The sequence below is a fragment of the Buttiauxella izardii genome (assembly GCF_003601925.1).
In the GTDB taxonomy this organism is placed as follows: domain Bacteria; phylum Pseudomonadota; class Gammaproteobacteria; order Enterobacterales; family Enterobacteriaceae; genus Buttiauxella; species Buttiauxella izardii.
Window position 1 is genome coordinate 31,951 of sequence record NZ_QZWH01000017.1, and the last position, 26,990, is coordinate 58,940.

The window sequence follows — 26,990 nt, forward strand, 5'->3', positions numbered from 1 at the left end:
CGTCTTACCTCAATGCCTTAATGCGCGGGTCCGCCACGCGATATAACAAATCTGCCACCAGGTTGCCGACGATAATCATCGTCGAAGAAAGCATGATCATCGCCATGATCAGCGGGTAATCCAGCGAGGTGATCGACTGAATTCCTAACAGGCCCATTCCCGGCCAGGAGAACACACTTTCCGTCACGTATGCGCCAACCACCAGCTCGCCGAACGAAATACCAAACAGGGTAATCACCGGCAGCAGCACGTTTTTCAGCACATGGCGGAACAAGATTGAGCGGCGCGTGGCACCGTATGCCAGTTGGGTTTGCACATAATCGGCGGAAAGCTGAGTGATGGTGTTGGAACGGATGTAACGGACATAAGTTGAGAGGTTATAAAAGCTCAGGGCGATACACGGCAAAATGCCATGGCGCACCACATCCAGCCAGGAATCTTCCACGCCGATGGTGCGCATTCCCATGCTCGGCAGCCAGTTGAGCTGCACTGAAAATACGGTAATCAACAAGATACCGAACCAGAAAATCGGCACGGAAATGCCAATATAGGCGAACATATTCAGGAAGTGATCAAGCCAGCGATGTTTATAGGCACCAGCCAGTAATCCCAACGGAATCGCCAGTAGCATAGCCATAATCAGGGATGCGCCCATTAAGCCGAGAGTTGCCGGAATGCGCTCGGCAATCATGGTTAACACCGGGCGATGGTAAATCAGCGAGTAGCCCAAATCCCCTTGCAGCACATTTTTGAGCCACAATAGGTATTGCATAAATATCGGCTTATCAAGCCCAAGACTTTGGCGGATACGCTCAATATCTTCCGGGTTCATACGCGGCGTGATATAGGCCTGAATCGGGTCGCCAGGAGCCAGTTTGACCAACAAAAACGACACCAGCGAAATGAAGAACAACATCGGCACTAACTGCGCCAGGCGTCGGACTAAAACATTATTCATACTGCCTCAAAAATTGACTCAAGCAATGTCGGATGACGCACGCTTATCCGGCCGACAAACCCGGTATTAGCGTCATCCACCATTATGCCGTCATAAATAAGGGCCCCTTAAATGAGACCCTTAAAGTTGGCGTTAATTATTGTTGATAGATTTTCGACAAATCCTGGAACATATAAACAGGCTTAGGTTCAGCCTCTTTGGTGCCGCCAAAACGCTTATCGACCGCCACAACCGCGTTGGTGTAAGCAATCGGATACCACGCCATGTCGTTGGCAACCGTCTGTTGGATTTGCTTATAAATCTCAGCGCGTTTCGATTTGTCGGTTTCCGTTGCGCCCTGCTCCCACAATGCATCGAACGCCGGGTTCTTATAATGCGCGTAGTTATAAGCTTCGTTGCTCATATACAGCGACTTATAACCGTCCGGTTCCATGCCCATGATGTAGCCGCCGAGGCTCAACTCATATGAAGTGTTTTTCATATCCAGGCTGCGTTGCGACATCGCGTTCGCATCCAGAGGCATCAGCTCAACCGCAATACCGACGTTTTTCAGCTGCTGCTGAATATACAGCCCCATGCTTTCCTGGGTTTTATTGCTGTTGATATACGCCAGACGCAATTTCAGATTGGCAGGCGCACCCGCTTCTTTCAGTAACGCTTTGGCTTTTTCAACGTCGAACTTGTAGGGTTCCACATCGCTGGTCTGATACAGCGTGTCTGGCGTCAGAATTGATGCGGCAGGTTGCGCGTAATCGAGCGAAGAAAATGCCGCCTGAACCAGTTCGTCTTTATTGATGGCATAAGCGATGGCCTGGCGCAGCGCCTTGTTCTTCATGCTGTCGATATTCTGGTTAAACGTCATGTACGCCAGACGGCCTTCAGGATAAATCACGAAGTCGAATTTGCCGCTGGATTTCAGACGCGTCACGTCCTGCGGGTCAATCATCTTCATGTTGATTTCACCGTTTTGCAGCGCAAGATTGGCGGAGTTGCTGTCTTTCGCGAAACGATAAGTCACCGCTTCAAGTTTCGGCTTGCCGTTCCAGTAATCATCAAAACGCGTTAATGCGTAGTACTGACCGGCGCGATATTCTTTGAATTTGAACGGGCCAGAACCGACTGGTGTGTCGTTTTTGGTGCTCTTTTCCATGTCGCCATTTTCGCTGGCGAATACATGCTGCGGAATTGGGTAAATCTGCACCAGCGTGCCGACAAACGCGGCACTGACTTGCGGCAACGTGAATTTCACCGTCAGGTCATCAACTTTCGTGACCTGAATCGGTTTGCCGCCATAGACAAACATGCTGCGGAAGAAGCTGTGCTGCTTCTCATCGAGCAATTTGTTGAAGGTAAACACCACGTCGTCAGCGGTGATAGCCTGGCCATCCTGCCATTTTAGATTCGGTTTGAGTTTTAGAACGTATGAGAGGTTGTCGTCCGAAGGCGTCAGGCTTTCTGCCAGGCCCCATTCAATCTTGTCGCCGTTGAAGCTATAAAGCGGTGCGTACAACGCCTGCATAATGGTCAGCGTCGTGCGGTCGCTGGCATATAACGGGTTCATCGCTAACGGATCACCGGTAGTCACACCAACGATTAAATTGCCGCCATCCTGGGCTGCTTGTTTTGCTGGGGCAGGACTTGCCGCAGTGTCGGTTTTTGCATCATCACAGCCAGAAAGGGCCAGGGCCAAAGAAGCAAACAGCGCAGATAACAACAGGGGTTTACGCATTTATTCACAGACTCCGTCTCAAATAGAGCCTGCATACTGCACCAGCCATACCCACATTGTAAATGCGTGTAAAACGCATAACGTTATACGAAAAAGTGCTAAAGCAAAAATTGTGGATATATAACGTGCTATCGAAAAGTTTGTGCCAAATTTCAGGCATAAAAAAACCTGCCGTAGCAGGTTTTTCTTCAGGCTGACAACTCAGAACATGCCAGCTGGCGGTACATCTTTGAAGGTCTTGCAGTATTGTTCGAACATGCTTTTCAGGATTTTGCGCATTTTCATTGTGTGCTCCAGTTTTTTTGTTTTGCAGATGTTGCTCGTTATGCGGCTAATAATATGACATCCGTCACACAAATCAATAGTTTTGTGATGCACATCACACATTTTTCTTGTGGATTTTACAACTCCGTCACATGAAATGGCTTGCATATCCGGGACTTAACTGGTTAATTGGCTCAATAAATTTTTAAAACATTATTTTAATTTTGAGTTCCACTCATGACTAACTCCCCTTCTCCGGCAGCAAAACGTGGCATTTCAGGTATGGCACTGTTGGTTGCTGGCGCATTTTTCATGGAATTTCTCGACGGAACCGTTATCGCCACCGCGCTGCCAGAAATGGCAAAAACGTTTGGCGTCGATGCGGTTGATCTGAACATCGGTATGAGCGCCTATTTGCTGACGCTGGCGGTGCTGATTCCCGCCAGCGGCTGGATTGCCGACCGCTTTGGTGCTCGTAAAGTTTTCACTCTCGCGCTGGCCATTTTCACGTTTTCATCGGTGTTATGCGGTATCGCCAATACGCTCGAGCAGTTTGTTGCGATGCGTATTTTACAGGGCGTTGGCGGCGCGTTGATGGTGCCTGTCGGGCGACTGGCCGTTTTGCGCACCACACCCAAACATTTGCTGATCACCGCCATCGCCACGCTGACGTGGCCTGCGTTAGTGGCGCCAATCATTGGCCCGCCGCTGGGAGGATTTATCACCAGTTATGCATCGTGGCGCTGGATTTTTTATATCAACCTGCCGCTGGGGCTAATTGCGATGGCGCTGGCGTGGCGGTTAATTCCCGATATTCATGATGACGATCGTCGCCCGTTTGACGGCATCGGTTTTGCCAGCACCGCCATCGCCATGATTTGCCTGGTTTACGGTCTGGAAATGCTCGGGCAATCACACATTAATGTGCTGCCAACGGTGAGTATTCTGGTTCTGGGCGCGGCGGCGCTGTGGTTTTCGCTGCGGCATTTTAAACGCGCAGAACACCCGATGATTCGCCTTGAAGCCTTAAAGGTGCAAACTTTCGGCGTGACGATGTACGGCGGTTCGCTGTTCCGCACCTCGATCAGTGCCGTACCATTTTTGCTGCCGTTGCTGTTCCAGGTCGGTTTCGGGATGGATGCCTTCCATTCGGGTTTACTGGTTCTGGCCGTTTTTGCCGGGAACCTGGCAATGAAACCAGCCACCACCCCGCTGATACGCGCGTTGGGCTTTAAAAAGCTGCTGATCATTAACGGGCTGTTGAACGTGGCTTCTTTACTGGCCTGCGCGTTTCTCACGCCAAACACGGCGGCCTGGCTGACGATGGCAATTCTGTTTTTTGGCGGGATGTTCCGCTCAATGCAGTTTACCGGCATCAGCACGCTGGCCTTTTCTGACGTTCCGTCCACACAAATGAGCTACGCCAATACGCTGTTTAGTACCGCAACGCAGCTTTCTGTGGGATTGGGGATTACGCTTGGCGCGATTGGGATTCGTCTGGGGGAGAAAGCCGGTCAATGGCTGGATATCACCACCATTCCTGGGTTTTCCATCAAGATTTCATTTGTGATGATTACGTTGATTTGCCTGCTTGGGCTGGTGGATTTGCTGCGTTTACCGCGCGACGCGGGCAGCAGCGTGTCGAAAAAGCAGTAGCGGAAGTCCAAAAAAATAAGGCCAGCAAAAGCTGGCCTTACGTCATGTCAGAAATAATTAAGCAAGAATTTCGCGAACAAATGCTTCAATTTCTTTGTTCTGGCAGTTTTCGAAGAAACACTGCTGGAAACGTTCACCCGATACTGCGGTTTTCACCAGCTCAGGGTCGATAGCGCGCAACGTATCCAGATAATTTTCTTTCACAACAGCGGCTTTCACCTGGTTCAGAATACCTGCGTTGCGAACCTGTGGCTCTTTACGCTCGATTGGGTAGCCTTCGCCTTTACGGCCAGTGAACGCTTTTTCGAACATGTAGCGCACGTTCAGTTCTGCACCCCAGCCGAAGCCTTTTGCGAATGCCAGAGACAGCGCGTTACCGTTGTTGATTTGCGAGAACAGGAACGCATCGGCTGGATCCAGGCAGTAGCCACAAACCACACCTGGGTGGATGTTCAGAGACATCATTGCGCCCTGACCTGTGCCACAACCGGTGACCACGAAATCAACCGCTTTAGAGTTCAACAGAATGCTGGCCATAATACCGAGGTGGATGTAAGTCAGGTGATGATCCTGCTCATCGCTCATGCCTACGTTGTAAACCGGGTACTCTTTTTCACCAGCAACCGCTTTCAACTCATTAAGAATGATGGCGTTTTTTCCAGCCTGACTGTTTTCCATCATCAGTGCTATTTTCATTTCCGTCTCCTGATTGGGTCACGGGATTTCCCGCGGTGAATAGCTTTGGTATGCAGTAACGATACTATCTAGCAAACATACTTTCAAATTTAATGAAATTTAGTTTCAAAAAATAAAGGTACGCTCACACTTCTGCATTTTGATGATAGCTCAGTCACAAGATCAGGCCGATTTGGCGATACGGAACATCGCCACGATGTCGTTAAGTTGGTGTGCTTGCTTTTCAAGATCAACCGATGACAGCGCCGATTGATGCACCAGACTGACGTTTTGCTGCGTGACCGCGTCCATCTGCCGGACGGCAATCCCCACCTGCCCTATTCCTTTGCTCTGTTCGCCAGAGGCATTCGCGATATCGCCCATAATGTTATTCACCTGCATCACAGCATCGAGAATTTCGCCCATTGCTTCACCTGCCTTCTTCACCTGCTCCGAGCCGGTGTGAATGTTATCTACCGACTCTTTGAGCAAGGTTTCAATCTCTTTTGCCGCCAGTGCGCTGCGCTGAGCAAGGTTACGCACTTCGCTTGCCACAACGGCAAATCCGCGCCCTTGTTCACCTGCGCGGGCGGCTTCCACCGCGGCATTCAATGCAAGGATATTGGTCTGGAAGGAAATGCTATTAATCACGGTGGTGATGTCGACAATTTTGTGCGAACTGCTGGTGATGGTTTCCATGGTCGTCATGACTTTTTTGACCGACTCGCCGCCGTTGCGTGCGGTTTGTGTGGCATTTTTTGCGAGCTGACTCGCATGGCTGGCGTTTTCCGCATTCAACGTAACGGTGCTGCTTAATTGTTCCATGCTGGCTGTCGTTTCTTCGAGGGCCGCGGCAAGCTGTTCCGAACGGCTCGATAGTTCGCCATTGACGCCAGCAACCTCGGTGGCATTTCCACGAATAGTGGTCGCACTGGTGCGAATATTGGAAACGGCTTTTTTCCAGTTCGATTGCATTTTTTGAATGGGCGACACCATCAGGCCAATGCAATTACTGCCTAAATCTGGTAATTCGGTTTCTAATTCCCCGCGCGCCAGAATATGCATATGCTCGCGAATGTTCTCGACCGGTTTTACCAGGCAGTGATAGAGATAGCGCTCCGTGATCAGGGTTATCGCAATACTTGCCACAACAGACGAACCGAGCAAGAACTGAATAATGTCTATCCATCTTTTTTGCTCGGCATTCAGGGCCAGGTTTTGTTCAAGATCATTTAAAAACCATAATGCCAGACCGGAAATAGCCAGCCAGGCCACCGTCGAAAAGACCAGTATCAGTACCACCATAACGCGGATTTTGATATTGCGAATAAACTTCATGTGTTGTGATTCCCCGGTGAAAAACAAAAAAAGCATCCTGCACAGCCGCAATAACCTCAGCGCCGATTCTTCGGTTTTTGTATGCCCATACTGCAGGTAGACCGTGCATTATCTGTATTGTCGGCACGATTCAGCCAAACTTGATGTCTTTCATGATCATTTTTTAATCAAAACTTCAGTATTGCTGTTGATTCTAATCAGACTGATAAACCCCTTAAATTTGCGTTAGGTCTTATTTAAAAGCTCACTCTAAATAAAATTAAACAGCTTTATACTGTTACTCATTTTCTATTTTTCAGCATGCTAAAATAATAGAAAATATCATTTGAGTTCCCACAAAATGAAAACGGTTTATTTAGTTTTAGCCGCAGGGTTATTAACCAGTTGCACTATCAATAAAACCCCACAGCCGGTCAAAAGCAGTGAAGTCGCAGGCGTGGTTCGGCTGGGTTTTGATCTCGCACCGCTACAAAACGCAAAAGTGGATACTTATGTCGCGCAATCCGCTGCCAGCCATCAATGCCAACAGTGGGGTTATGTGGCAGCATTTCCCTATGGCGAACCCATCAAAACCTGTAGCGTGCGCAGCGGTGCTTTGTGTCTGAACCAGACGGTGACGCTTGAATATCAGTGTCGTGGCGTGGGAATGGAAAAATATCTGCGTGATGAAGTGTCCGTACAATAATGACATTGGAGGGTGATATATCAATCACCCTTAAAGATAAATACTAATCGTTCTTATTCACGGCGTGGAATTAATTTTAAAAAGAAATAATATTAGCAACCATTCTCATTACAATAATTTTATTAACATTCTCTTTGCATTATTGAAATAATAAAATTAAAGTAGCGCTATTATTGAAAATCGAATGACACGGAGCGCACCATGCTAAAAGCTGAAATGATCGAAAAACTTAACGAACAAATGAATCTTGAGCTTTATTCTTCCCTGCTTTATCAACAAATGAGTGCCTGGTGCAGTTATCACAGCTTTGAAGGCGCAGCAGCTTTCTTACGTCGCCATGCTCAGGAAGAAATGGAGCATATGCAGCGTTTGTTCGCATATTTAACCGATACCGGGAGTCTGCCGCGTATTAATGCAATTCCAGCGCCGGATCATGACTACTCTTCTCTGGATAATCTGTTTAACGCCACCTACGAACACGAGCAATTAATCACCCGTAAGATTAATGAACTGGCTCACGCGGCGATGACTTCCCAGGATTATCCAACCTTCAACTTCCTGCAATGGTATGTTGCCGAGCAGCATGAAGAAGAAAAACTGTTTAAATCTGTACTGGATAAATTAAGTCTGGTGGGTAAAAGCGGCGAAGGTCTTTATTTCGTCGATAAAGAACTTTCAACACTCGACGCTCAAGCACAGTAAAATTTCACCGGCAGGCCGCCTGGCCTGCCGGATTTTCCGCATTCCCCACTTCATACATCTATTCCGCAACATTTCAACTACGACTTTTGGTTTATGGCATATGCCGTATCTCTGACTATACTGCTAGAGCAAAGTGGCTATTACGCCCCTCCGCCTTCATACAAGTCTTTGTTTCTTATTATTATAATTAATAACCATCATGCTTTTCTTGACTGTAACTTTAACTTACACGGATAAGATGATAAATGTTAAACACATACAGCAGGCTCATTAAAAAGTTATTTTTCCATGACTCGTGGGACATCATGATCATCAAAAATAACGCACATTTGTTCCCCGAAAATACTCTGGATATTTTAAATAATTCAAAAGCACAGCTTTTAAGGAAGAAGTACACCTTTCAGGCTGATCCTTTTATCATTGAGAAAGAAGATAAACTGTATGTGTTTTATGAAGCATTCAGCTTTCTTAACTCCAAAGGCATCCTGAAATGCCGCGTTCTCAACAGCAACCTGGATGAAATTGAGGATATTAAATTAACCGGTTTTGATGATTTAAAATGCCATCTCTCTTTCCCGTTTTTGTTTTATCACGAAGGTGAGTTGTTTATGATCCCTGAGTCGGCAGAACGAAAAGAGGTAGTGCTCTTTCGGTCAATTGAATTTCCGGCACGCTGGGAAAAAGTAAAAGTTTTAATCTCTGACGCTGAATTTACCGATAATATCTACTTTAGATCGGAAGATAAGAGTTATCTCATTTCTACGACAATGAAAAATGAGATGGTCATTCATTCTGCAAATACCCTTTTTGATGACTGGAATAAAATATCCCCCTCGCTAAAATTAAGCAATTATCATCATCGTGGTGCCGGAAAACCTTATTTCGCCAATAATAAAAACTATATCCTGACGCAAGAATGCAGTCCTGGCTGTTATGGAAAATCAGTTTATATCAAAGAGTTAGTCAACATCACCTCTTTGAGCTTTGAAGAAAAACTCATCGCAAACATCTCGCCTTTGATTAACCAGAGCGCGGGTATTCATACGTTAAACTTCACTGACAGTTATATTGTCTATGACACCAAGAATCTGTCATTCAGCTTATTTTCTCCGCTTAAAAAGATTTCCTATAAATTTCTGGTGCGGTACAGGAAGCAGTTTTTTGCCTGAAACTGCTGATGAACCCCTTGCAAGTTGCTGTTACACTGACTCAAATCGAGTGAATGTCACATCAATAAAATTTTAGTTGGAGAGACTATGGCAATTCTTGTAACAGGTGGCGCGGGTTATATCGGCTCACACACTGTTCTGGCATTACTGGAGCGAGGAGATGATGTCATTGTCATCGATAATCTCTCGAACTCCTCAAAAGAGTCATTAGAGCGTGTTGCAGAACTCGCCGGTAAAAAACCGACGTTGTACGTTGCTGATATTTTAGACAAGAAGGTTCTGAAAGAGATTTTCTCAAACCATTCCATCACCGATGTTATTCACTTCGCGGGTCTGAAATCTGTAGGCGAATCGGTTCAAAAACCGCTGGAATATTATGAGAATAATGTCGTTGGCTCGATGGTATTACTCAATGAGATGTTACTTGCAGGTGTGAATAGCCTTATCTTCAGTTCATCTGCCACCGTGTATGGTAATCCTGAAAAAGTCCCATTGAGTGAAGAATGCCAGACTGGTGGAACCACTAACCCGTACGGCACGTCTAAATTAATGGTTGAGCAGATTTTACGCGATTTCTCCCACGCGAATCCGGATTTCCAAATTACCTGCTTGCGTTATTTCAACCCGGTCGGCGCGCATCCATCAGGGCGAATTGGCGAAGATCCAAACGGGATCCCTAATAACCTGGTGCCTTATATTTCCCAGGTGGCTATCGGGAAACTTAATTGCCTGTCTGTGTTTGGTGACGACTACCCGACACCGGATGGCACCGGCGTTCGTGATTACATTCACGTACAGGATCTGGCTAGCGGGCATCTCGCAGCATTGGATAACAAAGCTAAAGGGTCAGCTTTCAAAGCGATTAATCTGGGAACCGGCGTGGGTTATTCCGTTCTCGACCTGATTAAAGCCTTTGAAAAAGCAGCTGAAACTAAGATTAACTATCAAATCGTTGAACGTAGACCGGGTGATGTTGCGGAGTGCTGGTCAGATTCATCGTTAGCGAAGAAAGAACTGGGATGGCAAGCGACCCATTCTCTTGATGAAATGATGCGCGATACCTGGAACTGGCAGAAGAATAACCCTAACGGTTTCGGTGCTTAATTTAATCGACGTTATGAGCCAGAACACTGGCTCATGACGAATTGATTATTCAATGTTTATCTTCGATACACGATACCAACCGCTACTTTGCTGCCCTTCATTAGCCAGATTAATTCTCGGTTTACCCTCTCCATCTAACATCGCCACTTCAATATAGTATTCACCGCTGGCCGTTTTGGCTGGAATTGCCAGTTGCGAACCGCTTGAATATTCCCCTGGCATCCAGCTGCGAATATCATCGGCGGTTGTACCCTGAGCAATAACCTTATTCGACGCATCGACAACACGATATGTGACGGCATATTTTAGGTAAATGGGCGCAACACCTTCATTAATCCATTGGCTGGTAAGCATCAGGCTTTTGCCACTCGCCATTTGCGATTCATGGCTTAATGAGGCTAAACGAAAACGATAACCCAACTTCATGAGCGCGTTATCGACAATATCCCGATAATCAGCAGGCACCGCGCGCGATTTTAAATTAATGGTGCTGGCATGATTTTCCAGCGCCCAGTCAAACGTGCGTTTAACTTCATCCCGCGAATAATGCTGTTCGGTTTTCCATTCAGGCATATAGCCACAGATTTCCAGGCTGACCGGCGCTCGTTTCCAGGCATCGTTAAATTCGGAATATTTTTCCTGCGCGGCTTCTAAACGCTGCGGATAATCATCAGCCATATGGTTCCAGGTGGTAGAGAAATTCCGCCAGTCTCCCCAACAATCTGCACGCCAGCCTGCGCCCTGCTTCACCGCACTGGCGAGAGTGTCACCGCCGCTAATTAACATAATTTTGGGAGTTTTTGGGAATGCCGCAAAATGCATTTTGACGTATTTATCGAGCTGAGCTGGCGTGTAACGCTTTAATAACGGAGTCATCGAGGGGAAATTGCTGTTGTGCCATTCGCCCCACGAACCCACCATGCCGATATCTACAAACGCCAGGTTTTGATTGCCGTCATAACGCTGACCGAGGGCATTGAGTAATTTCTGGCTATAGGCCAGAAATAGCGGGTCGTCTAAATCCGGAGCGAAGGTTTTCTTATCGGAAGTCCAGACCCCTTTAATCCCTTTTTTGATCAGCCAGTCGGGGATTTTAGTGCCGCTTTCAGGCCCATCCTGGGCCATAAAACGCAGACCGACGTTCATGGCTGGCTGGTGCGCGGCTGCAAAGCGAAAGGCTTCATCTATCAGAGCGTAATTATACTGCCCTTCTACCGGCTCCAGATCGCGCCAGTAAAAGCGTTCATATTCAATACCTGTATTGGGATACTGAGCCAGGCTGAGTTGTTCGCCATAACCCTCATGAAAACTGGCAACGCCGATTCCAGGATTGGTTAGCGGAACGTTGAGCGGTTTTGGATTAACGACCGTCATCGACGCTGCCAGGGCGAGGCCGGGAAATACCATGCACATCAATACTGCAAGAGTTTTAATATTCATCGGGGCCTCGCATTGTGCTGCGTCTTAAATTCTAGTGATTTTTCAGACTGAGCCACCAGTCCCAAATACCAACGTGGAAATTACGAATAAGATCGATACCCGCCGCAGATTTGAGCATATACAGCGTTAATAACACACACAAAGTCGCGAACATCACGCCAAAAAGAATCAGAAGGGTCACGATAATACGCACCAGTGTTGATTCTTTACGTGGCCGTTTGCGCAAATCTCTACCCAGTAAAAAGACCAGGTAATAACGCGCCCCAAAAAAGGGGAAGCTTTTACGAACATCAATACGATGCCGGGACGCCAGAGTGATTGAAACGATAGCGTCTTCAATCTCTTGCTTTTGCTCTGGGGTCAGCTGCGCTTGAGTCTGCTCATCAAGCACATCATAAAACCGGTCAATTACGAGTGGGCGTCGGGTTGTGTTAGTCAAGTTTAACCTATTGATTTATCTATTATATGGTAGACGCTGGCGGTTTTTCTGGCGATGACATTCCAGTCATACGTTTTTAGAAACTCGCTATAATCAGCCGTATCCAGATCTGCTCTTATCTTAATTTTCTCTGCTAAATCAGCAACATTACCGACTTTGAAATACGCATCAGCGGCCAGGCCAACTTCCAGATTAGCAGGAATATCGCTTACTATGGCTGGCAGCGAATATGACATGGCTTCCAGCAGCGCTATCGGCAATCCTTCATGATAAGAAGGCATAATAAACACTCTGGCCTGGGAAAATACCGCTGCTAGTGCATCACCTTTTAAGAAGCCGGTCAAAATAACGTTCGGTGTTTTGAGCGCTAATTGCTTCAGGCGCAAGCTGTAATCAGAAGGATGATCGGCATCTCCGACTAAAACCAACGGGATTGAAACACCCGATTGTTGATAAGCGGTAATTAAATCATGCAGCCCTTTTTCTTCAACAAAACGCCCGACTGCAACGAGATAGTTCTTAGGCTGAAGATTATAACGCCCTAGCGTTTTGGTTATTATTTCATCTGATAAGGGCTGTGGAATATTCACACCGTTGTAGATCAAATGTGCATCCATGCGCCCATGTTTTTTCTGAATCAGCTGGTTAATCACCTCAGAAATAACGATGACTTCGTTGGCATATTTAACCGCAAACTTTTCGCCCAACAGCAAAGCCTGTTTTGCAATTCCGCCCCATTTCTGGCGTTCATAGTCCGGGCCATGATGGGTAAAGACCACTTTTTTACCGAGTAAACGTAATAAAGGTACGACCAGGCCAGGGCCGATAGCATGAACATGGACAATATCAGACTGATCAAAACAGGTCTTAAACGCCGCTAAAAGGGAATGGACTATCGCTTCAAGTGAGCGTTTTTTCGGTGCCCATAGCGCGACAGTTTCAATATTCTTGTAGCTTGAGCGGGTATAACCGACATACGGAGAACGGGCGAAAACACAGATATCGACATCGAACTGTTGCTTGATGGCGGGATATAAATTTTGGCAGTGTGTTTCTACTCCACCCAATACATCGGGAATGCCGCGCGTGCCTAAAACGGTTATTTTCTCAGTCATATTATGGCTTGCTTAATAGTTCTTGATACAAATTGAGCAACGTATCCATGTGTTTACGCAGCGAATATTTATCACACAACCGCTGACGTGCATTTAATCCCATCTGTTGAGCCTTTTCCGGGCTTTTCGCAAAGCCATCGAGTACGTTCGCCAGCTCCTGAACATTTCCAGGTTCAAATAATACGCCATCCACGCCATCACGTAATTGCTCTGGAATGCCGCCAATACGTGAACCAATAACCGGGCGGGCAAATGACATCGCCTCAAGTACCGACATGGAGCAATTCTCATAACACTCTGAAGGCACAATTACCGCGCGCGCATGCTTAATCAGTTCATCGAGTTCCGCGCCCTGTTGCACGTAACCGAGGAATTCCGCATTGGGATATTGCTGAATCAGGTCATTATATAAAGGGCCATGGCCGACAATTTTCAGTGGAATTTTACTGCTCATCAGTTGATGCGCACGTGCTAAAGAGGCGACCCCTTTCTCACGACTTAAACGCCCGACAAACAGTAAATAGCCTTTATCTTCGGCGTTATTTAAAGGCAGGCTGTCGTCGATACCATTCACAATCACGTCGATGCGCGAATCCGGTAGCGTTCTTTTAATCACCCCGCGTAAAAACTCACTGGGCGAAACAATCACGTCCAGAGCTTGATAATTTTTGGCAATGTATTGCCATGTCGCCTCTAATGAAAGCAACAGACTCTTTGACGCAGAACCTTCCTGGCAACGATATCTGAAGGCATTAAATACCGTGCCGGTAATACAGGAATCGCACACTTTTCCATCACGGAGCATCGAGTAAGATGGGCAGACAATTTTATAATCGTGAGCTGTTAATACCGTCTTACAGCCAAAATCTCGTGCAACTTTTATGATAGCTGGTGTTAACTGATGGTAAATGTTGTGGAAGTGAACAATATCCGGGCGCTCTTTCTCGAGTAGCGCCTGCATTTTTTTACAGGCTTCCGCGTTATGTATAAAGTTTCCTGCGGTTTTAATTCCTCCCAGTAAATTATTACCTTTGTGATAATCCACATTGCTAACAAAATAGTCAGCATAATCTGACGGGAAGTTATTCTCGTGCTGCATTGAAAAATCAATGACCTCAACACCCGCCTGCTTCAGCATATTACGTTCTTGAAAATAAACTGTTTCTGCACCGCCCTTGATGTAGAAAAATTTATTCACCAGTAGAATTTTCATTATGCCTGCCTATTCATGGACAACTTTGCTGTCCGGCGGATTCATGGGATCGCGTACGGGATGAGTCAGCCCTTTTAATAATCCAACGGATAAAACCGATAAATTAATCACACTTTGAATACCGTTCTTTAATGAACGGTTCTTGATGGTTTTCAATGCAGTAAAGGCAATTAGTGGCAGAAGCGCCAGGCCGATAACGTCCGGATCAAATGTCAAAATAGCGATAATCAAAACCAAAAGATAAAGCAAGAATATCACTTCATTCTTAACCATTTTGAGCGCATTGCTTAACCATGGCTTTCCCCATGCGTTACGCAACAGTTCGCCTGGTGCCTGATGATAACCACTGCGCCAACGGTATTTGAGCATTTTAAAAGTCGGCATGGAGTGCGAAGTATGGCTGAAATAAGGGATATCCAGGCGATGCAGTTTATAACCCGCATTCAGCAAACGCATACCGAGTTCTGCTTCTTCATAGGCATGAAGATTGCGATTGGTCAGATAACCAATTTGTTCAATGGCGGAGCGACGATATAAGCCGCCGCCGCCTAAATGGTCACTATCCCCTACGGGATAAATCTTATGCAGCCGCTGCTTACGAGATTTAAATTCATAATTGGCCGCATCATCCATTTCCACCGTACCGGCGACACCCGCATATTCTGGATGCGCTGTGAGGAAGGCGACGGCGGAATCAATAAATCCTTTTTCCAGCTCCATATCGCCGTCCATCAGCAGAATGAATTCGCCTTCGCTATACAGATAACCAAGCTGATGGCCCACGCCACAACAGCGATCGGCTGGCTGAGTCAGCGAAACTACCGTCACGCCTTTGTCACTCGCGAGTTGTTGGGTGTTATCCGTCGACAGGCTATCAGCAACAATGATTTTGTGCGGATAATCAGTCAGTTGCTGACGAATACTGTCGATGGTTTTTTCGATACACTCGGCTTCGTTGAGCGTTTTGATGCTAACTGAGATAAAAGGCTTATTAATCATACTATTGCTCTGCATAACGATGAACGGACCGACGGATAACTAAACTTGAGCCCAGTGATAAATAGAACAGGAATTGTAACATCGGAATAATCATCAGTATCTGGCTATAAGGCAGACTCAGTAAGCAACTGATTGCAAATGCATTAAAGGCAGGAGCAAAGCTTAACAACTGGAGATCTTGTGGATCTAATTGTTCCCGTGCCAAAAGTGGCTGAGGCCGGGCAATTTTCAGAATGTAAATAATTAAACCGATAAACAGCAATGTGCCGACAACGCCCACTTCCCAGAGCAACATGCTTAGTGAGGTTGAGTCGAGAATCAAATTATAGGTCAGGTTCAAAAAGCCCGGTGATACCGCACTACCGCTGTTTGTCGCATTCAGACCATAGCCGAATAACGTCCCGGAAAGTCCCCAAAGGTCGTTATTTTTCAGCCAGAAAATCAGCGTGGTAAAACGCCCGACTTCACCGTTAGGCATGATGTAGTTAGGGTCAAAAATATAGCTCAGGGAATCTAAGAAGATACTCAATGAGCTTTGTGAAGGGTCGTTACCAAAAGCGGTGGAATAACCCGATGCCAGGATAACGATAGCCAGTGCAATTAACAGCGCCATACCGGCAAATATCAGCAACAGCGCTTTGATATTCACTTTGTTCACGCCTTTTACGTAGCTGGGCATTATCCACACCCACGCCAACAAAATCGGTGACAGCAAAATGACAAACTTCACTTCGCCGACAATACACAGCGCGAAACCAAGAATGACATGCAGCGCCATGGATTTAAACGTGGATAAACCATGCTTAAATTCGGAGACTTTTAGCAGCATGATCAATAAGCAAAACAGCCCCATGGCTGCGGTGTTGCCGCCGCCCATCGGATCGCCACCAAATGTGCCGACGACTGAGTCCCACTTTTCATCTTCACCACGCATCGCTACGCGTTGAGGCACGACAAATAACAGCTGGTAAATGACTATCGGAAACTGTGCGTAAAACACCCAGTACAGTGTTTTGGTCACGCGATATATTTGTGACTCGCGGCAGAAGCCGAGTAATAAACACAACATGACCAGGGAGATGGCAATTTCATTTTTGAAACCGACGATGGCAACCGTTAATCCGCCCTGCAATAGCGTCGACACTCCCGCCATCGCAAGGAAGATGAAATACAGTGCCAGCACGATAATTTCCTGCTTATCGAGCTGCAACGCTTCGTAGCGGGTTTGCATCACCAGCAAGCCGAGCATGAGCAACGTCAGGAAGAACGGCAGCCACAACACCGCCAACACACCGGTGAAATATTGCACCAGCCCGCAAAACACCAGCGCGACAAACATGTAAGTCTGTAAATAGTGCCCAGTATTGAGATTCATAATACAGCCGGCCTGTCTTTCAACAAATTAGCACGCTTATTGACCTTCAGGTAAATAAACGCATAGCGCACGAAGGTTAAAATAGAGAACAAGATAATGGATATTGCATAGTCATTATAAAAGTAAGGGACAACAATAAAGGAGATCAACACGATAGCCAGTTGTTCGAACTGAATACGTAAGAAGTAGCGATGGGAGCCAAAAATCAATTCGATAACCGTCAGCGGGCAAACCGCCAGCGCCGGGAATAAGTAAGGCAACATGTAACGTGAGGTTGGAATAGAGTTTATCCAGTCTTCGCTAAAGCCAAGATGCATCACTATCGGGTAGAAAATAAACACACCGAGAGTACAGATGATGCCTAACACCAATAACAGCAGACGGACTTTCCGGTACTCTTGATAGTTAAAGACGTTATGCCGGAAATCAATCGACCATTTCGAGAAAATTGCATTACGCACCGCATTCCCCACGATCACCACCGGTGCCAGGCAGAAGCGGCTGACAATAGAAAAATAGCCTGCCGTCAACGCTGAGAACCAGAAGTTAATCAGCATAATGGGCAGGTTGCTGTTTGCCATCGCCAGCACTTCAGCACTTCCGACTTTCGTGATGTGATGAACGTGCTTATTAAAAAATGCCAGGTTACTTTTTGGACTCAAATGCTGCAATGTCACACTGCGAATATCAAAGGCACAGAGGATGCAGCCTATCGTGAGGAGCATCATCGAACCCGCCCACGCCCAGTAAAATGCCTGGATGCTTGAAGTCAGTAATACCGAAAGCACTACGACAACCGAAACCGATATTCGCTGGAAGACCAGAAAACTGAAATTAGCCGTACGCAGGGATAAGTTTTCCGATATCAAAACCCACGTATTTGACAGCGTAAGCAGATAAAGGAAAAGGATATTCTGGTCGAATAACCACGCGGTAAATACTGCGTAAGGCACTGCAATAATCAGGCTTTGTAATAAGCAAAACACCACGTTTTGCGTTAAACCGTCATCATGCTGTTTCGGGATTAATAATTGCGAGGCGAAAGTACAAACCTGCGCCCCAATCAACGCGATACTGTAATTGAGCGCGTACAGCCCCACTTCCGCCAAATGGTATTTGTGCGAAATTAACCAAATCGACAGCGCACCAATCAACTGAGAAATGACTGATGAGCCAGCGATTGTCGATGCGCTCTTAAGTAAACTCATAAGTGACTTGTGCCGTTCATCAGTTCGCTGGTCTGGAGATTAAGCGAGCGTAATCCCTCTTTGGTTTCCAGATTCTTATCAACGACCTGATTAATGACCGCACCGATAATAACCGACTGGTTGGACTCAATTTTATCCAGCATTTGAGTCAAATTATCAGCAGGCGATGCCCCCGCTTTGAGCACCAAAATAAGGCCATCGGTCACGCGGCCAATCAGTTGGCTATCCTGGCTCTGATTCAGCGCGGCGACATCAATGATAATGCGCTGATAGCGGCTTCTGAGTTCACGCATCAGGTGTTCAAGATTCTCTGAAGACAGCATCAACAATGAAGACACTTTTGCGTTGCCGCGTGCCAGGAAATCGAGATTCTCATTCACTTTTACGCTCAGATTTTCAAGCGTCGCTTCACCGCGAAGGATCTCGGCAACGCCCGCCGCCCCCGGTTTAGCCAACTCGCTCGATAACCCATCATTGTTGAAAAAGTCTAAATCCAGCAGCAGCGTTTTTTGATCAAAACTAAATGAGTTCGCCAGCAAATTCGCCAGCAGCGTGCGCCCTTCACCATGTTCTGCGGAGGTGATGGCAATCGTTTGAAGCTGACGATTGTCCAGCATAATTCGCGTGCGAATGCTGTGAATGATGTCCGCGTTTAGCGGGTTATTTGCAATGACATCACTGATTTGCGCCCGATTCGCAACCCCAGGATAGCGACGAATTTCCCCTAAAGGCTCAAGTTTCAGGCGCTTTTTCACCTGGCTGAGGTTGTTGATGGTGCTGTCCATCGCGGTTTTCACGATGATGTACATGACAAAAAATGCCAGCGCCAGCATCACGACCATGATCAATAACAGCGACTTATTCGGTTTAGCGGGACGGTCAGCGGGCACCGCCGGGTCATACAAAACGGCGTCTGCATCAGCGTAGCTACCCGACAAAGATTGTTCCTGGGTACGCTGATAAAGCGCCTTGTACATGTCTTCCGTTTTATCGAGCGCCAGTTTTAAACCGTTATAACCATCGCGCTTGGAGGCAATTTTCTGGAAGATTTCTTTTTGCTGATCCAATTGTTGCTGATAGCTGTTTTCATCGGTCAGTGCAGCCTGATATTGCTGACGCAGGCCCGATTCCAGCTCGCCAAGAACGAGGTAAGTTTGATCCTGAATCGCCTGAACCTGTGCCTGCGCTTCCTGAATTTTGGCGTGTTTCGGGCCATACGATTTTCGTAATTCGTATAACGTGCGTTTGGCCTGAATGAGCGCAATGCGCAAGTCCTGAATCTGGGCATGGCTGGAAATGGCAGGCAGCGAAATCACATTTTCCAGTGATTTTCCGGCATTTTGGCGCACCTCGTTATACAGCGACGCCGCCGCGATGCGGCGCTGAGTCGCATCCGCCAGACGGTTTGTGACAATGCCCAATTGCTCAGTTTCAAAACCGTCAACGCCACGGAATGTCAGAAGCCCTTCTTTTTTCAGATAGGCATCAATAGCCAGCTTTTGCTCGGTGATTTGCTTTTGCAGTTCATCCATTTTCTGCTGGTTGCTCTCACGGGCTTTCAGCGTGTTCTGGCGCTTTTGTTCAACGGTGTAGTTAATAAATGCCTGGGCCACGCCGTTGGCGATTTCTGCCGCAAGTTGCGGGGAAGCCGACTCGTAGGAAATCGAGGCCAGATGCGTGGTACGGACGGGATTGAACGTCAGATTTTTGAGCATCGTCTTTAAGGCACGATCGACACGTTGCTGCTGATTTTCCGGCGTATTAGCCTGGTTACTGCCGGGTTTGACGCCGTTGAAATCCGGATTCTCGTCCAGTTTCAAGTTGCGAACCGCCTGCGCCAGAACAATTCGCGACTGCATTAATGCGTATTGTGTTTCGTAATAGCCGTTACGCGTTGAGTCATAACCTTCGACCTGCGGGAACGGTGAAATATTATCCGGCTGTGCTTTGACCAACACCGTTGCCGTTGAGACATATTTCGATGTCATCATGCTAATGAGTGGATAAGCAATCGCCCCGGCAATCACGCCCGCGAGCAGGATTTTCCAACTGTTCTTTTTCAGCTCTTTGGCAAAGCGGGAGAAATCGATAGAACTTTCTCGGTTCTTGCCATTTTCCACTATTGATAATTTCATAGTCAGAAGAACCCCATGCCAATGATCACGACGTCGCCCGGGTGAACAGAATGCCGCACGTCCACATTTTCAAGTAATTGGTTGGTGCCGGATAAGCGAATATTAATGTCTTTGCGATCCGCACGGTCAGTGAAACCACCCGCCAGGGCGATAGTTTTCTCGACGGTTAAGCCCGGTTCATAGGCATAGCCGTTAGGGTTTGCCACTTCGCCAGAGATATAAAATTTACGAAATTCAGAGATGCTGACCGATACCATGGGGTTTTGCAGATAATCACCGCGCAGACGGTTCGTAAGCTCTTCACTCACCTGTTCCGGGGTTTTGCCTTTCAATACCAGTTCACCAATATAAGGGAATGTTATCGTTCCACTTTTGTCGATGAGAAATTTCATTGTCATGTCGGGCTCGCCGTACACGCTGATATTAACGGCATCACCGGCATCGAGTTGGTAGCCTTTAGATTCCGTATCCGGTTTATCCATTAACGGTGGTGTCGAGGAACTGCATCCGACGAACAGTGTGCTAAGTAATAAAAATGCCCACAGTTTAATTATTTTCATTTTATATCTGCACCTTAGCTGTAAACATAATCAGCGAATTGTCGTAACCCAATGTTCTCAGGACTTCCCGGTTGTCATCGGGACCGATGTAAAACGAATCGGTATCTTTATTTGAGCGCAACGTATCTATTTGATATTTGAGTTCAAAATTCACAGATGGCCTGAAGTCATAACTCATCGTGACGGTAAAGATTCCATCTTTATCGTTCCTGTCTTTTTCTTGTTTTTTATAGTCTTCCGTGGTGTACGAGTAATCTAACAAAGTAGAAAAACGATCATCTAACCAATAATGCTGATAAGAAATACCATACTGGGAAACCAGAATATATCCCCCAACTTCTGAGGGGTCTTTTATTCGTTGAGAAGTGTGTGCAGTGAAAATAGACTGTTTGAGTGGTTTCCACTCAGCCTGAATATCCCAGTTTAGTCCATTAAAATCCTGCGAGTTGGGATTGTTTTCAAAGGTTTTATACAACCACGCAAGGTTCATATCGATGTTAGTTTTACCCGTCAGTTGAGACTTCAGTCCATAACGCAAATAATATTCGTTACTGTCTTTTTCTGACGCATTATCATAATGACGCTGGTTAGTAATAAAGCTATAGCGGAATCGCGTTTTCGATGTGTATTGATCGAAAATTTCCGCGATCAGGCTATTTTCATGCCACTCCTGCTCGCGGATATAATTGTAAAAATCATCGTCAGTATTCTGCGCATCCTGAGTATTCCCAAAGCGCAATTTCTTATATAACAGCGCCACTTCCGCTTTTCCACGCCCTTCTGGCGCTCCATAGCTGTAACGCAACTCGCTATTAATCAAGTTAGTCGTCAGTGGCGAATTAATACCAAACTGCTGAAATTGCTCAGGTATAAAACCCTCGGTTACGCCACGCCCGCGTTCTTCATGGCCTAAAGAGTCCTCAATGTTGAACATCAGGCCATGCATTTGCCCATATCGCCATGCACCATTAAAACGGAAGAAATGGTCATTGTAATTATCAGCAGAGTCACTGTTATAACTGCGATAATCACCTGAGTACATTAATAGATATTTGTCCTGATACCGTTCACCCGTCATGCTCAATAGCGGTGTAACACTGACAAAACCAGAGCTAATCGCGTCGCTATCATAGGGTTGATAAGTCACATTATCTTCATGGCCATAATTCACGCCAACATTGCTTTGAAAATCAATACCTGCAATACCGATATGAGACTTCGGTGTTAAGTCCGCCATGGCCGGTTGTGATAAAACGATTCCGGCAGCAACAATATATTTAATATGCATTTTTGCCGACAAATCCTTTAAAAATAGTTTTAATTATGATTTTTATATCTAACCATAACGACCAGTTTTGAATATATTCAATATCATATTCGACACGTTTTTCCATTTTATATAGTGCGTCGATTTCGCCTCTGTAACCATTAATCTGGGCTAAACCCGTGATCCCTGGCTTCACTTTATGGCGAATCATGTAGTTTTCGACTTGTTTACGATATTGTTCATTATGCGTAACGGCGTGTGGACGAGGCCCCACAATTGACATACTGCCTTGTATTACATTGAAAAACTGCGGTAATTCATCCAGAGAAGTTCTACGTAAGAATGCGCCAAACGGAGTCACACGTGGGTCATCTTTGGTTGCCTGAATGACCATATCCGAATTTTCCATGACGCGCATGGTGCGAAACTTCCAGACTTTAATTTTTTGCCCGCTGAGGCCGTACCGGTCTTGTTTGAAAAATACCGGGCCACGTGATGTTAGCTTTATGCCGATTCCAATCACCAGCAACAACGAAGAAATCAGTACCAGAATAATACTGCCAAGAATTAAATCTTCAGCACGTTTAACAAAGGAGCCCACACCTTCAAATGGCGAGCTGAAAATGCTGATGGTTTGTAAATTATCAATCGAACGCAACTGTGACATATGGGTGCTGTAGGAGTTGAAGTCCGGAACAATATAGGTATCCACCGTGGTGTCTGACATCAAAGCCAGAAAATGGCGTATACGCTCCAGCGCGACCATCGGTAAGGCGATGTAGATTTCATCCACCCTTCCCACTTGAGCGTCTTCAACCAGGCCACTAACCGAGCCTTTGAATGGGCTTTTTATTTGGTCAAACAGCTCGCTGAACCGTGATGCATCACGCTCATCATAAAACGCCAAATCCAAATGCATGTTGGAATATTCTTTTAGCAAAGCAGTTTCCGCAGCCAGACCATTCGCGGTGACCCCGACGATGGCGACGCGAATGTTTTTCCGAATCGAAAACTTAAAAACAAAAAATCTAATGAAATAAAGCGGAATCAACGTGGTGAGATACCAGAGCAACACAACGGGAATGACAGGATTTTCAAGTGCGCTCAAATATCCCAGAGATTGCAGTCCATCGGTTGAAATACGGATTATTTCTACAAAGGCGATGGACAAAAAGGTGCATAAAATCAAACGAAGCTGTTTGCGCAGCTTCATCGTTTTAGGTTTACGAATGTAAAGCTCAGTGTACTCCCCGAATAGTAAAAAAGAGGTCGCAAAGAGTAAGCTGTAGATAATAACAAGTCGCATCGGCGCGATGGCAAAAAGCCATGCGCTCAAAATTAAAACCAAGCTAATAGCGATAAAGTCCGCCAGCTTGATAAATACCGGATACCCTCCATGGGTAATTTTCAGTGAATTATTCAGCATTATTAGACTCATTATTCATTGAATTATCGTTATTGATACATTCCTTTCCCTGTGATTATACCATATTTGTAAAACCTCATAGGTGGCATTGTTAAGATTTGTAAATGTTACTGTTGCTAACCATTCGGTGACTGGTCATTTGGGTGATTTAGATTTGATGTGTTTCAGGTGTTTGTTTTGCGGGGGAAAGTCACAGCAGAGTTTACGCCTGCTTTTTTAGCTTAAGGGACATCGGGGAGAATACGCAACGGCTAAAATGGCAGACCGGGCAGCAGTCGAATGGCCGCCCGGTGGTATAAAACAAATATGTGCAGTTGTGATTAATGTACCGTTTTGGACTCAGCATCACGCTGTTCTTGCCAGTAAAGATAAAGCTGTAATGCCGCAGGGCCAATTTCGGCCTGACTCGCGTCATATTCTTCTTCGGTCATTTTTTCCAAAATTGTGATGCTTTCCTCATTGCCGTGCAGAGCAATGGCGTCGAACAATTTTTGCTGCGCTGCTGGCAACGGCGCACGCTCCACCAAAGCCACTCCACGCATATAACCAAAGCACCATTCTTCTACGATGGTGTAATCTTTACCGTCCATTTCACGGTAGCCAAAAAGTGGCTCGAACTGGTCCGGTGCATCGCGTAAACGCTCGGCGATGTCGTTCAGATGTTGCAGCGCAAGCGAGTTAAAACGATTCTTTTCTTCCTCAGACTCCCAGTTTGGCAGCCCTTCTTCCCCACCCCACAACGCCACTTGCCACTGCGCTGCCGGGAGTACGGTCGGTGCAGAAAGTATCGCGGTGAACATGCCGTCCAGTTCGGAAACATCCAGCACGGAATCATCATTACCGTACTGAGTCAGCGTGTCATCCAGCCATTCCAGTTCTTCTTCGTTTAGCGGCCCGTGATTCATAACATTTACTCCTGAGATTGTTCGATTTTCTGTCCGGGTTAGCGGAATGGGTGAATGATGTCAGGAAAGGTGATTTTCAGGCAATACAAATACGGTGAAGGTCGATAATAAAAGGGGGCAAACGGCAATTTGAGGTAAAGGGGGAAGCCGTTTGCCCATGATCTTAAGTTAGATCAACGTTTTTATGCCCAAAGAACCATGTCAGAACAAAACCACAAGCGTATGAGATAAGCATCCCAACCGCATAAACTCCCATACCGGCATAAATACCCTCATGCGATGTCATCAACGGCAATGCTACCAGCCCTGAAGGGCCAAACACGGTATTTAACCCGACCGGTAAACCTAGCCATGCGACCAGGCCAATGAAGAAGCCACCACATGCGCCGCCGATACAGGCGGTGACAAAAGGCTTCACTCGAGGCAATGTGACGGCATAAATCAACGGTTCCCCGACGCCCAACAGGCCCGGAATAATTGCACCTTTGACCTGGTTACGCGTGGCAGAATGCTTCGCCGAACGGTAATAAAGCGCCAGCGCTGCCCCGACTTGCCCGCCGCCCGCCATAGAGAGAATCGGGAACAATGAGTTGAAACCCTGAACATCCATTAAGGCAAAGTAGACCGGAATAAAGCCCTGATGAACCCCGAATACAACGGAGATCAGGAACAGCCCCGCCAGAATCGCACAGCCAAACGGGTTACCGTTCAGGTGCAAAAACAGCCATGACATCCCTTTAAATAGCTCACCACCAAAAGGCATGATGACGGTAAATGTCAGCGCGCCAGTGATAATCAGCGTCAGCAGTGAAGTCAGGATCATATCCAGATTATCAGGAATGACTTTACGCACCTGACGTTCAATCCATGCGCCCAAAATTGCGGCAATCAGCACGCCGATAATATTCCCGCGCGGGTCGATGCCCATGCCAAAGAAATTATCAATGCCGGAGAAATAGCCGACCGTCGCATCCGGGGAATATCCCAGGACGAATAACGAAGCAATGATCGCCCCGTTGACACCGGTGCCGCCAAATGCTTTCTGCGCGTTGTAACCAATCAGGATTGGCAAGAAGGTGAATAGCCCTTTGCCGAATATTTTCATGTAACCGACGATATGAACGATGGTCGCATTCTTTTCGGCTGCACCTACTAACATGCTCTGTTCAATTAATGTGGCAAAGCCCAGCAACATACCGGCGGCGATAAAACCCGGGATCAGCGGTGTGAAGATGGTGGCGAACTTTGCGAGGAATTGGTGCACCACGCTGGTTTGTTTCGCCTTCATCTTTTGTTTGTTACTGGTGGTCACCGAACTCAGATTGTTTTGTTCAGGTGTGTCAGAACCTTCTGCCTGCGAATTTAGCATCTGGTTCATCATTTCTGCGGCAGTTTGTGCTTTCCCTGGGCCAAGAATAATTTGCAGCTGATCGTCGCTATTAATCACGCCTAACACACCAGGGAGCTCTTTTAATTTGTCGTGCTGAACGACGCTATTATCGTTAAGAGTCAGGCGCAGGCGCGTCATACAGTTGCCACACGTCTGGATATTATTTTTATTGCCGACCAGTTGCAGAATCGATGCAATCATCTGTTCCGTGATTTTCGCCATTATTGACTCGTCCTGTTTGCTAAAGCCTTGCGAATGAATCCGTTATTGTCATTCAGAAGCTGTTTCGCTTCCATCGCACTAAGATTCCCCAGCACCATAACAATCGCCGTTTTGCAATGACCCTCGCAGCTCTGTAACGCAGTAGAGGCGGTTTGATGGTCGCAATCCGTCGCCTGCATCACGATATTAATCTGGCGTTGAACGAGCTTCTGGTTGGTTGCTTCAACATCCACCATCAGGTTGCCGTAAACTTTACCGCTGCGAATCATTGCCCCGGTCGTCAGCATATTCAGCACTAGTTTTTGCGCTGTCCCCGCTTTCATACGTGAAGAACCCGTCACCACTTCTGCTCCGACAACTGGCGCGATAGCGATGTCAGCAATTTGAGCGATTTCACTGCCTGCGTTACAGGTTAAGGCAACCGTGGTTGCGCCAAGGCTTTTGGCATAATTCAGAGCGGCAATAACGTATGGAGTGCGGCCACTTGCAGCAATACCCACCAGTACGTCAGATGCATTGAACTGAATGTTCTTCAGGTCTTCAACGCCCATCGTCAGGCTGTCTTCAGCATTTTCAACCGCCTGCAAAATGGCCTGATGCCCGCCAGCAATCAGTGCGACAACTTGCTCGCGCGGTGTGCCGTAAGTCGGAGGACATTCGCTGGCATCCAGAATCCCCAGGCGGCCCGACGTACCCGCGCCACTGTAGATTAAGCGCCCGCCCTTCTGGAAAGCATCAACAATGGCATCAACAGCCTGAGTGATGGCCGGTATGACTTTTTCCACTGCCAGCGCAACTTTTTGATCTTCATTATTGATGACTCTCAACATCTCCTCGGTCGAAAGCATGTCGATATTTTCGCTAAGAGTGTTGCGGCCTTCGGTGGTCAAAGCAGATAAATCAATTTTCATCGGTGTCTCGCATTTACGGGTTAGATGAGGATGCCCCTCAACAATGAAGGAATAATTAATTATTACAAAAGATTTTAAAAGGAATAATTTATTCTTTGATGATGG

General features: G+C 46.7%; 24 protein-coding genes. 5 read left to right on the top strand and 19 right to left on the bottom strand.

What is annotated here, in order from left to right:
• Positions 1 to 4: 4 nt before the first annotated feature.
• The 3 genes from D6029_RS09345 to azuC all read right to left on the bottom strand — a co-directional run bounded on the left by D6029_RS09345 (position 5) and on the right by azuC (position 2,972).
• Positions 5 to 958 (bottom strand): ABC transporter permease, encoded by a 954-nt coding sequence (locus D6029_RS09345; RefSeq protein WP_120064514.1) that lies wholly within the window; start codon positions 956 to 958, stop codon positions 5 to 7.
• 136 nt (positions 959 to 1,094) lie between these two features.
• Positions 1,095 to 2,687 (bottom strand): ABC transporter substrate-binding protein, encoded by a 1,593-nt coding sequence (locus D6029_RS09350; protein WP_120064515.1) that lies wholly within the window; start codon positions 2,685 to 2,687, stop codon positions 1,095 to 1,097.
• A 201-nt stretch (positions 2,688 to 2,888) separates the two neighbouring features.
• On the bottom strand, positions 2,889 to 2,972 hold the full coding sequence (gene azuC / locus D6029_RS09355; RefSeq protein WP_115628089.1) for a stress response protein AzuC: 84 nt from the start codon (positions 2,970 to 2,972) through the stop codon (positions 2,889 to 2,891).
• Positions 2,973 to 3,188: 216 nt separating this feature from the next.
• On the opposite strand from azuC, the gene D6029_RS09360 reads away from it, so the two are divergent.
• Positions 3,189 to 4,607, top strand: a complete 1,419-nt coding sequence (locus tag D6029_RS09360) for an MFS transporter (RefSeq protein WP_120064516.1) — start codon at positions 3,189 to 3,191, stop codon at positions 4,605 to 4,607.
• A gap of 57 nt (positions 4,608 to 4,664) precedes the next feature.
• Here D6029_RS09360 and D6029_RS09365 read toward each other — a convergent pair whose 3' ends face one another.
• Positions 4,665 to 5,303 (bottom strand): RpiB/LacA/LacB family sugar-phosphate isomerase, encoded by a 639-nt coding sequence (locus tag D6029_RS09365; protein WP_120064517.1) that lies wholly within the window; start codon positions 5,301 to 5,303, stop codon positions 4,665 to 4,667.
• A gap of 162 nt (positions 5,304 to 5,465) precedes the next feature.
• A complete protein-coding gene (locus tag D6029_RS09370; protein WP_120064518.1) occupies positions 5,466 to 6,620 on the bottom strand; it encodes a methyl-accepting chemotaxis protein in 1,155 nt (384 codons plus the stop codon).
• A 340-nt stretch (positions 6,621 to 6,960) separates the two neighbouring features.
• Here D6029_RS09370 and yecR point away from each other — a divergent pair, with 340 nt between their 5' ends.
• The 4 genes from yecR to galE all read left to right on the top strand — a co-directional run bounded on the left by yecR (position 6,961) and on the right by galE (position 10,280).
• Positions 6,961 to 7,305, top strand: a complete 345-nt coding sequence (yecR, locus tag D6029_RS09375; protein WP_120064519.1) for a YecR family lipoprotein — start codon at positions 6,961 to 6,963, stop codon at positions 7,303 to 7,305.
• A gap of 201 nt (positions 7,306 to 7,506) precedes the next feature.
• Positions 7,507 to 8,007 (top strand): non-heme ferritin, encoded by a 501-nt coding sequence (gene ftnA / locus D6029_RS09380; protein ID WP_120064520.1) that lies wholly within the window; start codon positions 7,507 to 7,509, stop codon positions 8,005 to 8,007.
• A 245-nt stretch (positions 8,008 to 8,252) separates the two neighbouring features.
• On the top strand, positions 8,253 to 9,176 hold the full coding sequence (locus tag D6029_RS09385; protein WP_120064521.1) for a glucosamine inositolphosphorylceramide transferase family protein: 924 nt from the start codon (positions 8,253 to 8,255) through the stop codon (positions 9,174 to 9,176).
• An 87-nt stretch (positions 9,177 to 9,263) separates the two neighbouring features.
• Positions 9,264 to 10,280, top strand: coding sequence for a UDP-glucose 4-epimerase GalE (gene galE / locus D6029_RS09390; RefSeq protein WP_120064522.1), 1,017 nt, complete (start codon positions 9,264 to 9,266; stop codon positions 10,278 to 10,280).
• Between the two features lie 45 nt (positions 10,281 to 10,325).
• Here the strand turns inward: galE and D6029_RS09395 are convergent, their stop codons facing one another.
• From D6029_RS09395 to murQ, 14 genes are all read right to left on the bottom strand, one after another.
• Positions 10,326 to 11,720 carry a DUF4832 domain-containing protein gene (locus D6029_RS09395; RefSeq protein ID WP_120064523.1) on the bottom strand — a complete coding sequence of 465 codons (1,395 nt, stop codon included), beginning with the start codon at positions 11,718 to 11,720 and terminating at the stop codon, positions 10,326 to 10,328.
• Positions 11,721 to 11,751: 31 nt separating this feature from the next.
• Positions 11,752 to 12,159, bottom strand: a complete 408-nt coding sequence (locus tag D6029_RS09400) for a hypothetical protein (RefSeq protein WP_120064524.1) — start codon at positions 12,157 to 12,159, stop codon at positions 11,752 to 11,754.
• 2 nt (positions 12,160 to 12,161) lie between these two features.
• Positions 12,162 to 13,274, bottom strand: coding sequence for a glycosyltransferase family 4 protein (locus D6029_RS09405; protein ID WP_120064525.1), 1,113 nt, complete (start codon positions 13,272 to 13,274; stop codon positions 12,162 to 12,164).
• A gap of 1 nt (position 13,275) precedes the next feature.
• The gene (locus D6029_RS09410) at positions 13,276 to 14,487 is read right to left on the bottom strand and encodes a glycosyltransferase family 4 protein (RefSeq protein WP_120064526.1); all 1,212 of its coding nucleotides are present in this window, start codon (positions 14,485 to 14,487) and stop codon (positions 13,276 to 13,278) included.
• Positions 14,488 to 14,496: 9 nt separating this feature from the next.
• Positions 14,497 to 15,486 (bottom strand): glycosyltransferase family 2 protein, encoded by a 990-nt coding sequence (locus D6029_RS09415; protein ID WP_120064527.1) that lies wholly within the window; start codon positions 15,484 to 15,486, stop codon positions 14,497 to 14,499.
• Position 15,487: 1 nt separating this feature from the next.
• Positions 15,488 to 16,861, bottom strand: coding sequence for a capsular biosynthesis protein (locus tag D6029_RS09420; RefSeq protein ID WP_120064528.1), 1,374 nt, complete (start codon positions 16,859 to 16,861; stop codon positions 15,488 to 15,490).
• A complete protein-coding gene (locus D6029_RS09425; protein ID WP_120064529.1) occupies positions 16,858 to 18,069 on the bottom strand; it encodes a lipopolysaccharide biosynthesis protein in 1,212 nt (403 codons plus the stop codon). The genes D6029_RS09420 and D6029_RS09425 overlap by 4 nt, the downstream gene beginning before the upstream one ends.
• The gene (locus tag D6029_RS09430; protein ID WP_120064530.1) at positions 18,066 to 20,204 is read right to left on the bottom strand and encodes a GumC family protein; all 2,139 of its coding nucleotides are present in this window, start codon (positions 20,202 to 20,204) and stop codon (positions 18,066 to 18,068) included. The genes D6029_RS09425 and D6029_RS09430 overlap by 4 nt, the downstream gene beginning before the upstream one ends.
• Positions 20,205 to 20,206: 2 nt before the next feature.
• Positions 20,207 to 20,764 carry a polysaccharide biosynthesis/export family protein gene (locus tag D6029_RS09435; RefSeq protein ID WP_120064531.1) on the bottom strand — a complete coding sequence of 186 codons (558 nt, stop codon included), beginning with the start codon at positions 20,762 to 20,764 and terminating at the stop codon, positions 20,207 to 20,209.
• Between the two features lies 1 nt (position 20,765).
• Positions 20,766 to 22,052, bottom strand: a complete 1,287-nt coding sequence (locus D6029_RS09440) for an outer membrane beta-barrel protein (protein WP_120064532.1) — start codon at positions 22,050 to 22,052, stop codon at positions 20,766 to 20,768.
• Positions 22,042 to 23,457, bottom strand: coding sequence for an undecaprenyl-phosphate glucose phosphotransferase (locus D6029_RS09445; RefSeq protein ID WP_120064533.1), 1,416 nt, complete (start codon positions 23,455 to 23,457; stop codon positions 22,042 to 22,044). Before D6029_RS09445 ends, D6029_RS09440 begins: the two co-directional genes overlap by 11 nt.
• 320 nt (positions 23,458 to 23,777) lie before the next feature.
• The gene (locus tag D6029_RS09450; RefSeq protein WP_120064534.1) at positions 23,778 to 24,362 is read right to left on the bottom strand and encodes a UPF0149 family protein; all 585 of its coding nucleotides are present in this window, start codon (positions 24,360 to 24,362) and stop codon (positions 23,778 to 23,780) included.
• A gap of 163 nt (positions 24,363 to 24,525) precedes the next feature.
• Positions 24,526 to 25,974 carry a PTS N-acetylmuramic acid transporter subunit IIBC gene (gene murP / locus D6029_RS09455; RefSeq protein WP_120064535.1) on the bottom strand — a complete coding sequence of 483 codons (1,449 nt, stop codon included), beginning with the start codon at positions 25,972 to 25,974 and terminating at the stop codon, positions 24,526 to 24,528.
• On the bottom strand, positions 25,974 to 26,885 hold the full coding sequence (gene murQ, locus D6029_RS09460) for an N-acetylmuramic acid 6-phosphate etherase (protein ID WP_120064536.1): 912 nt from the start codon (positions 26,883 to 26,885) through the stop codon (positions 25,974 to 25,976). The genes murP and murQ overlap by 1 nt, the downstream gene beginning before the upstream one ends.
• Positions 26,886 to 26,990: the final 105 nt, after the last annotated feature.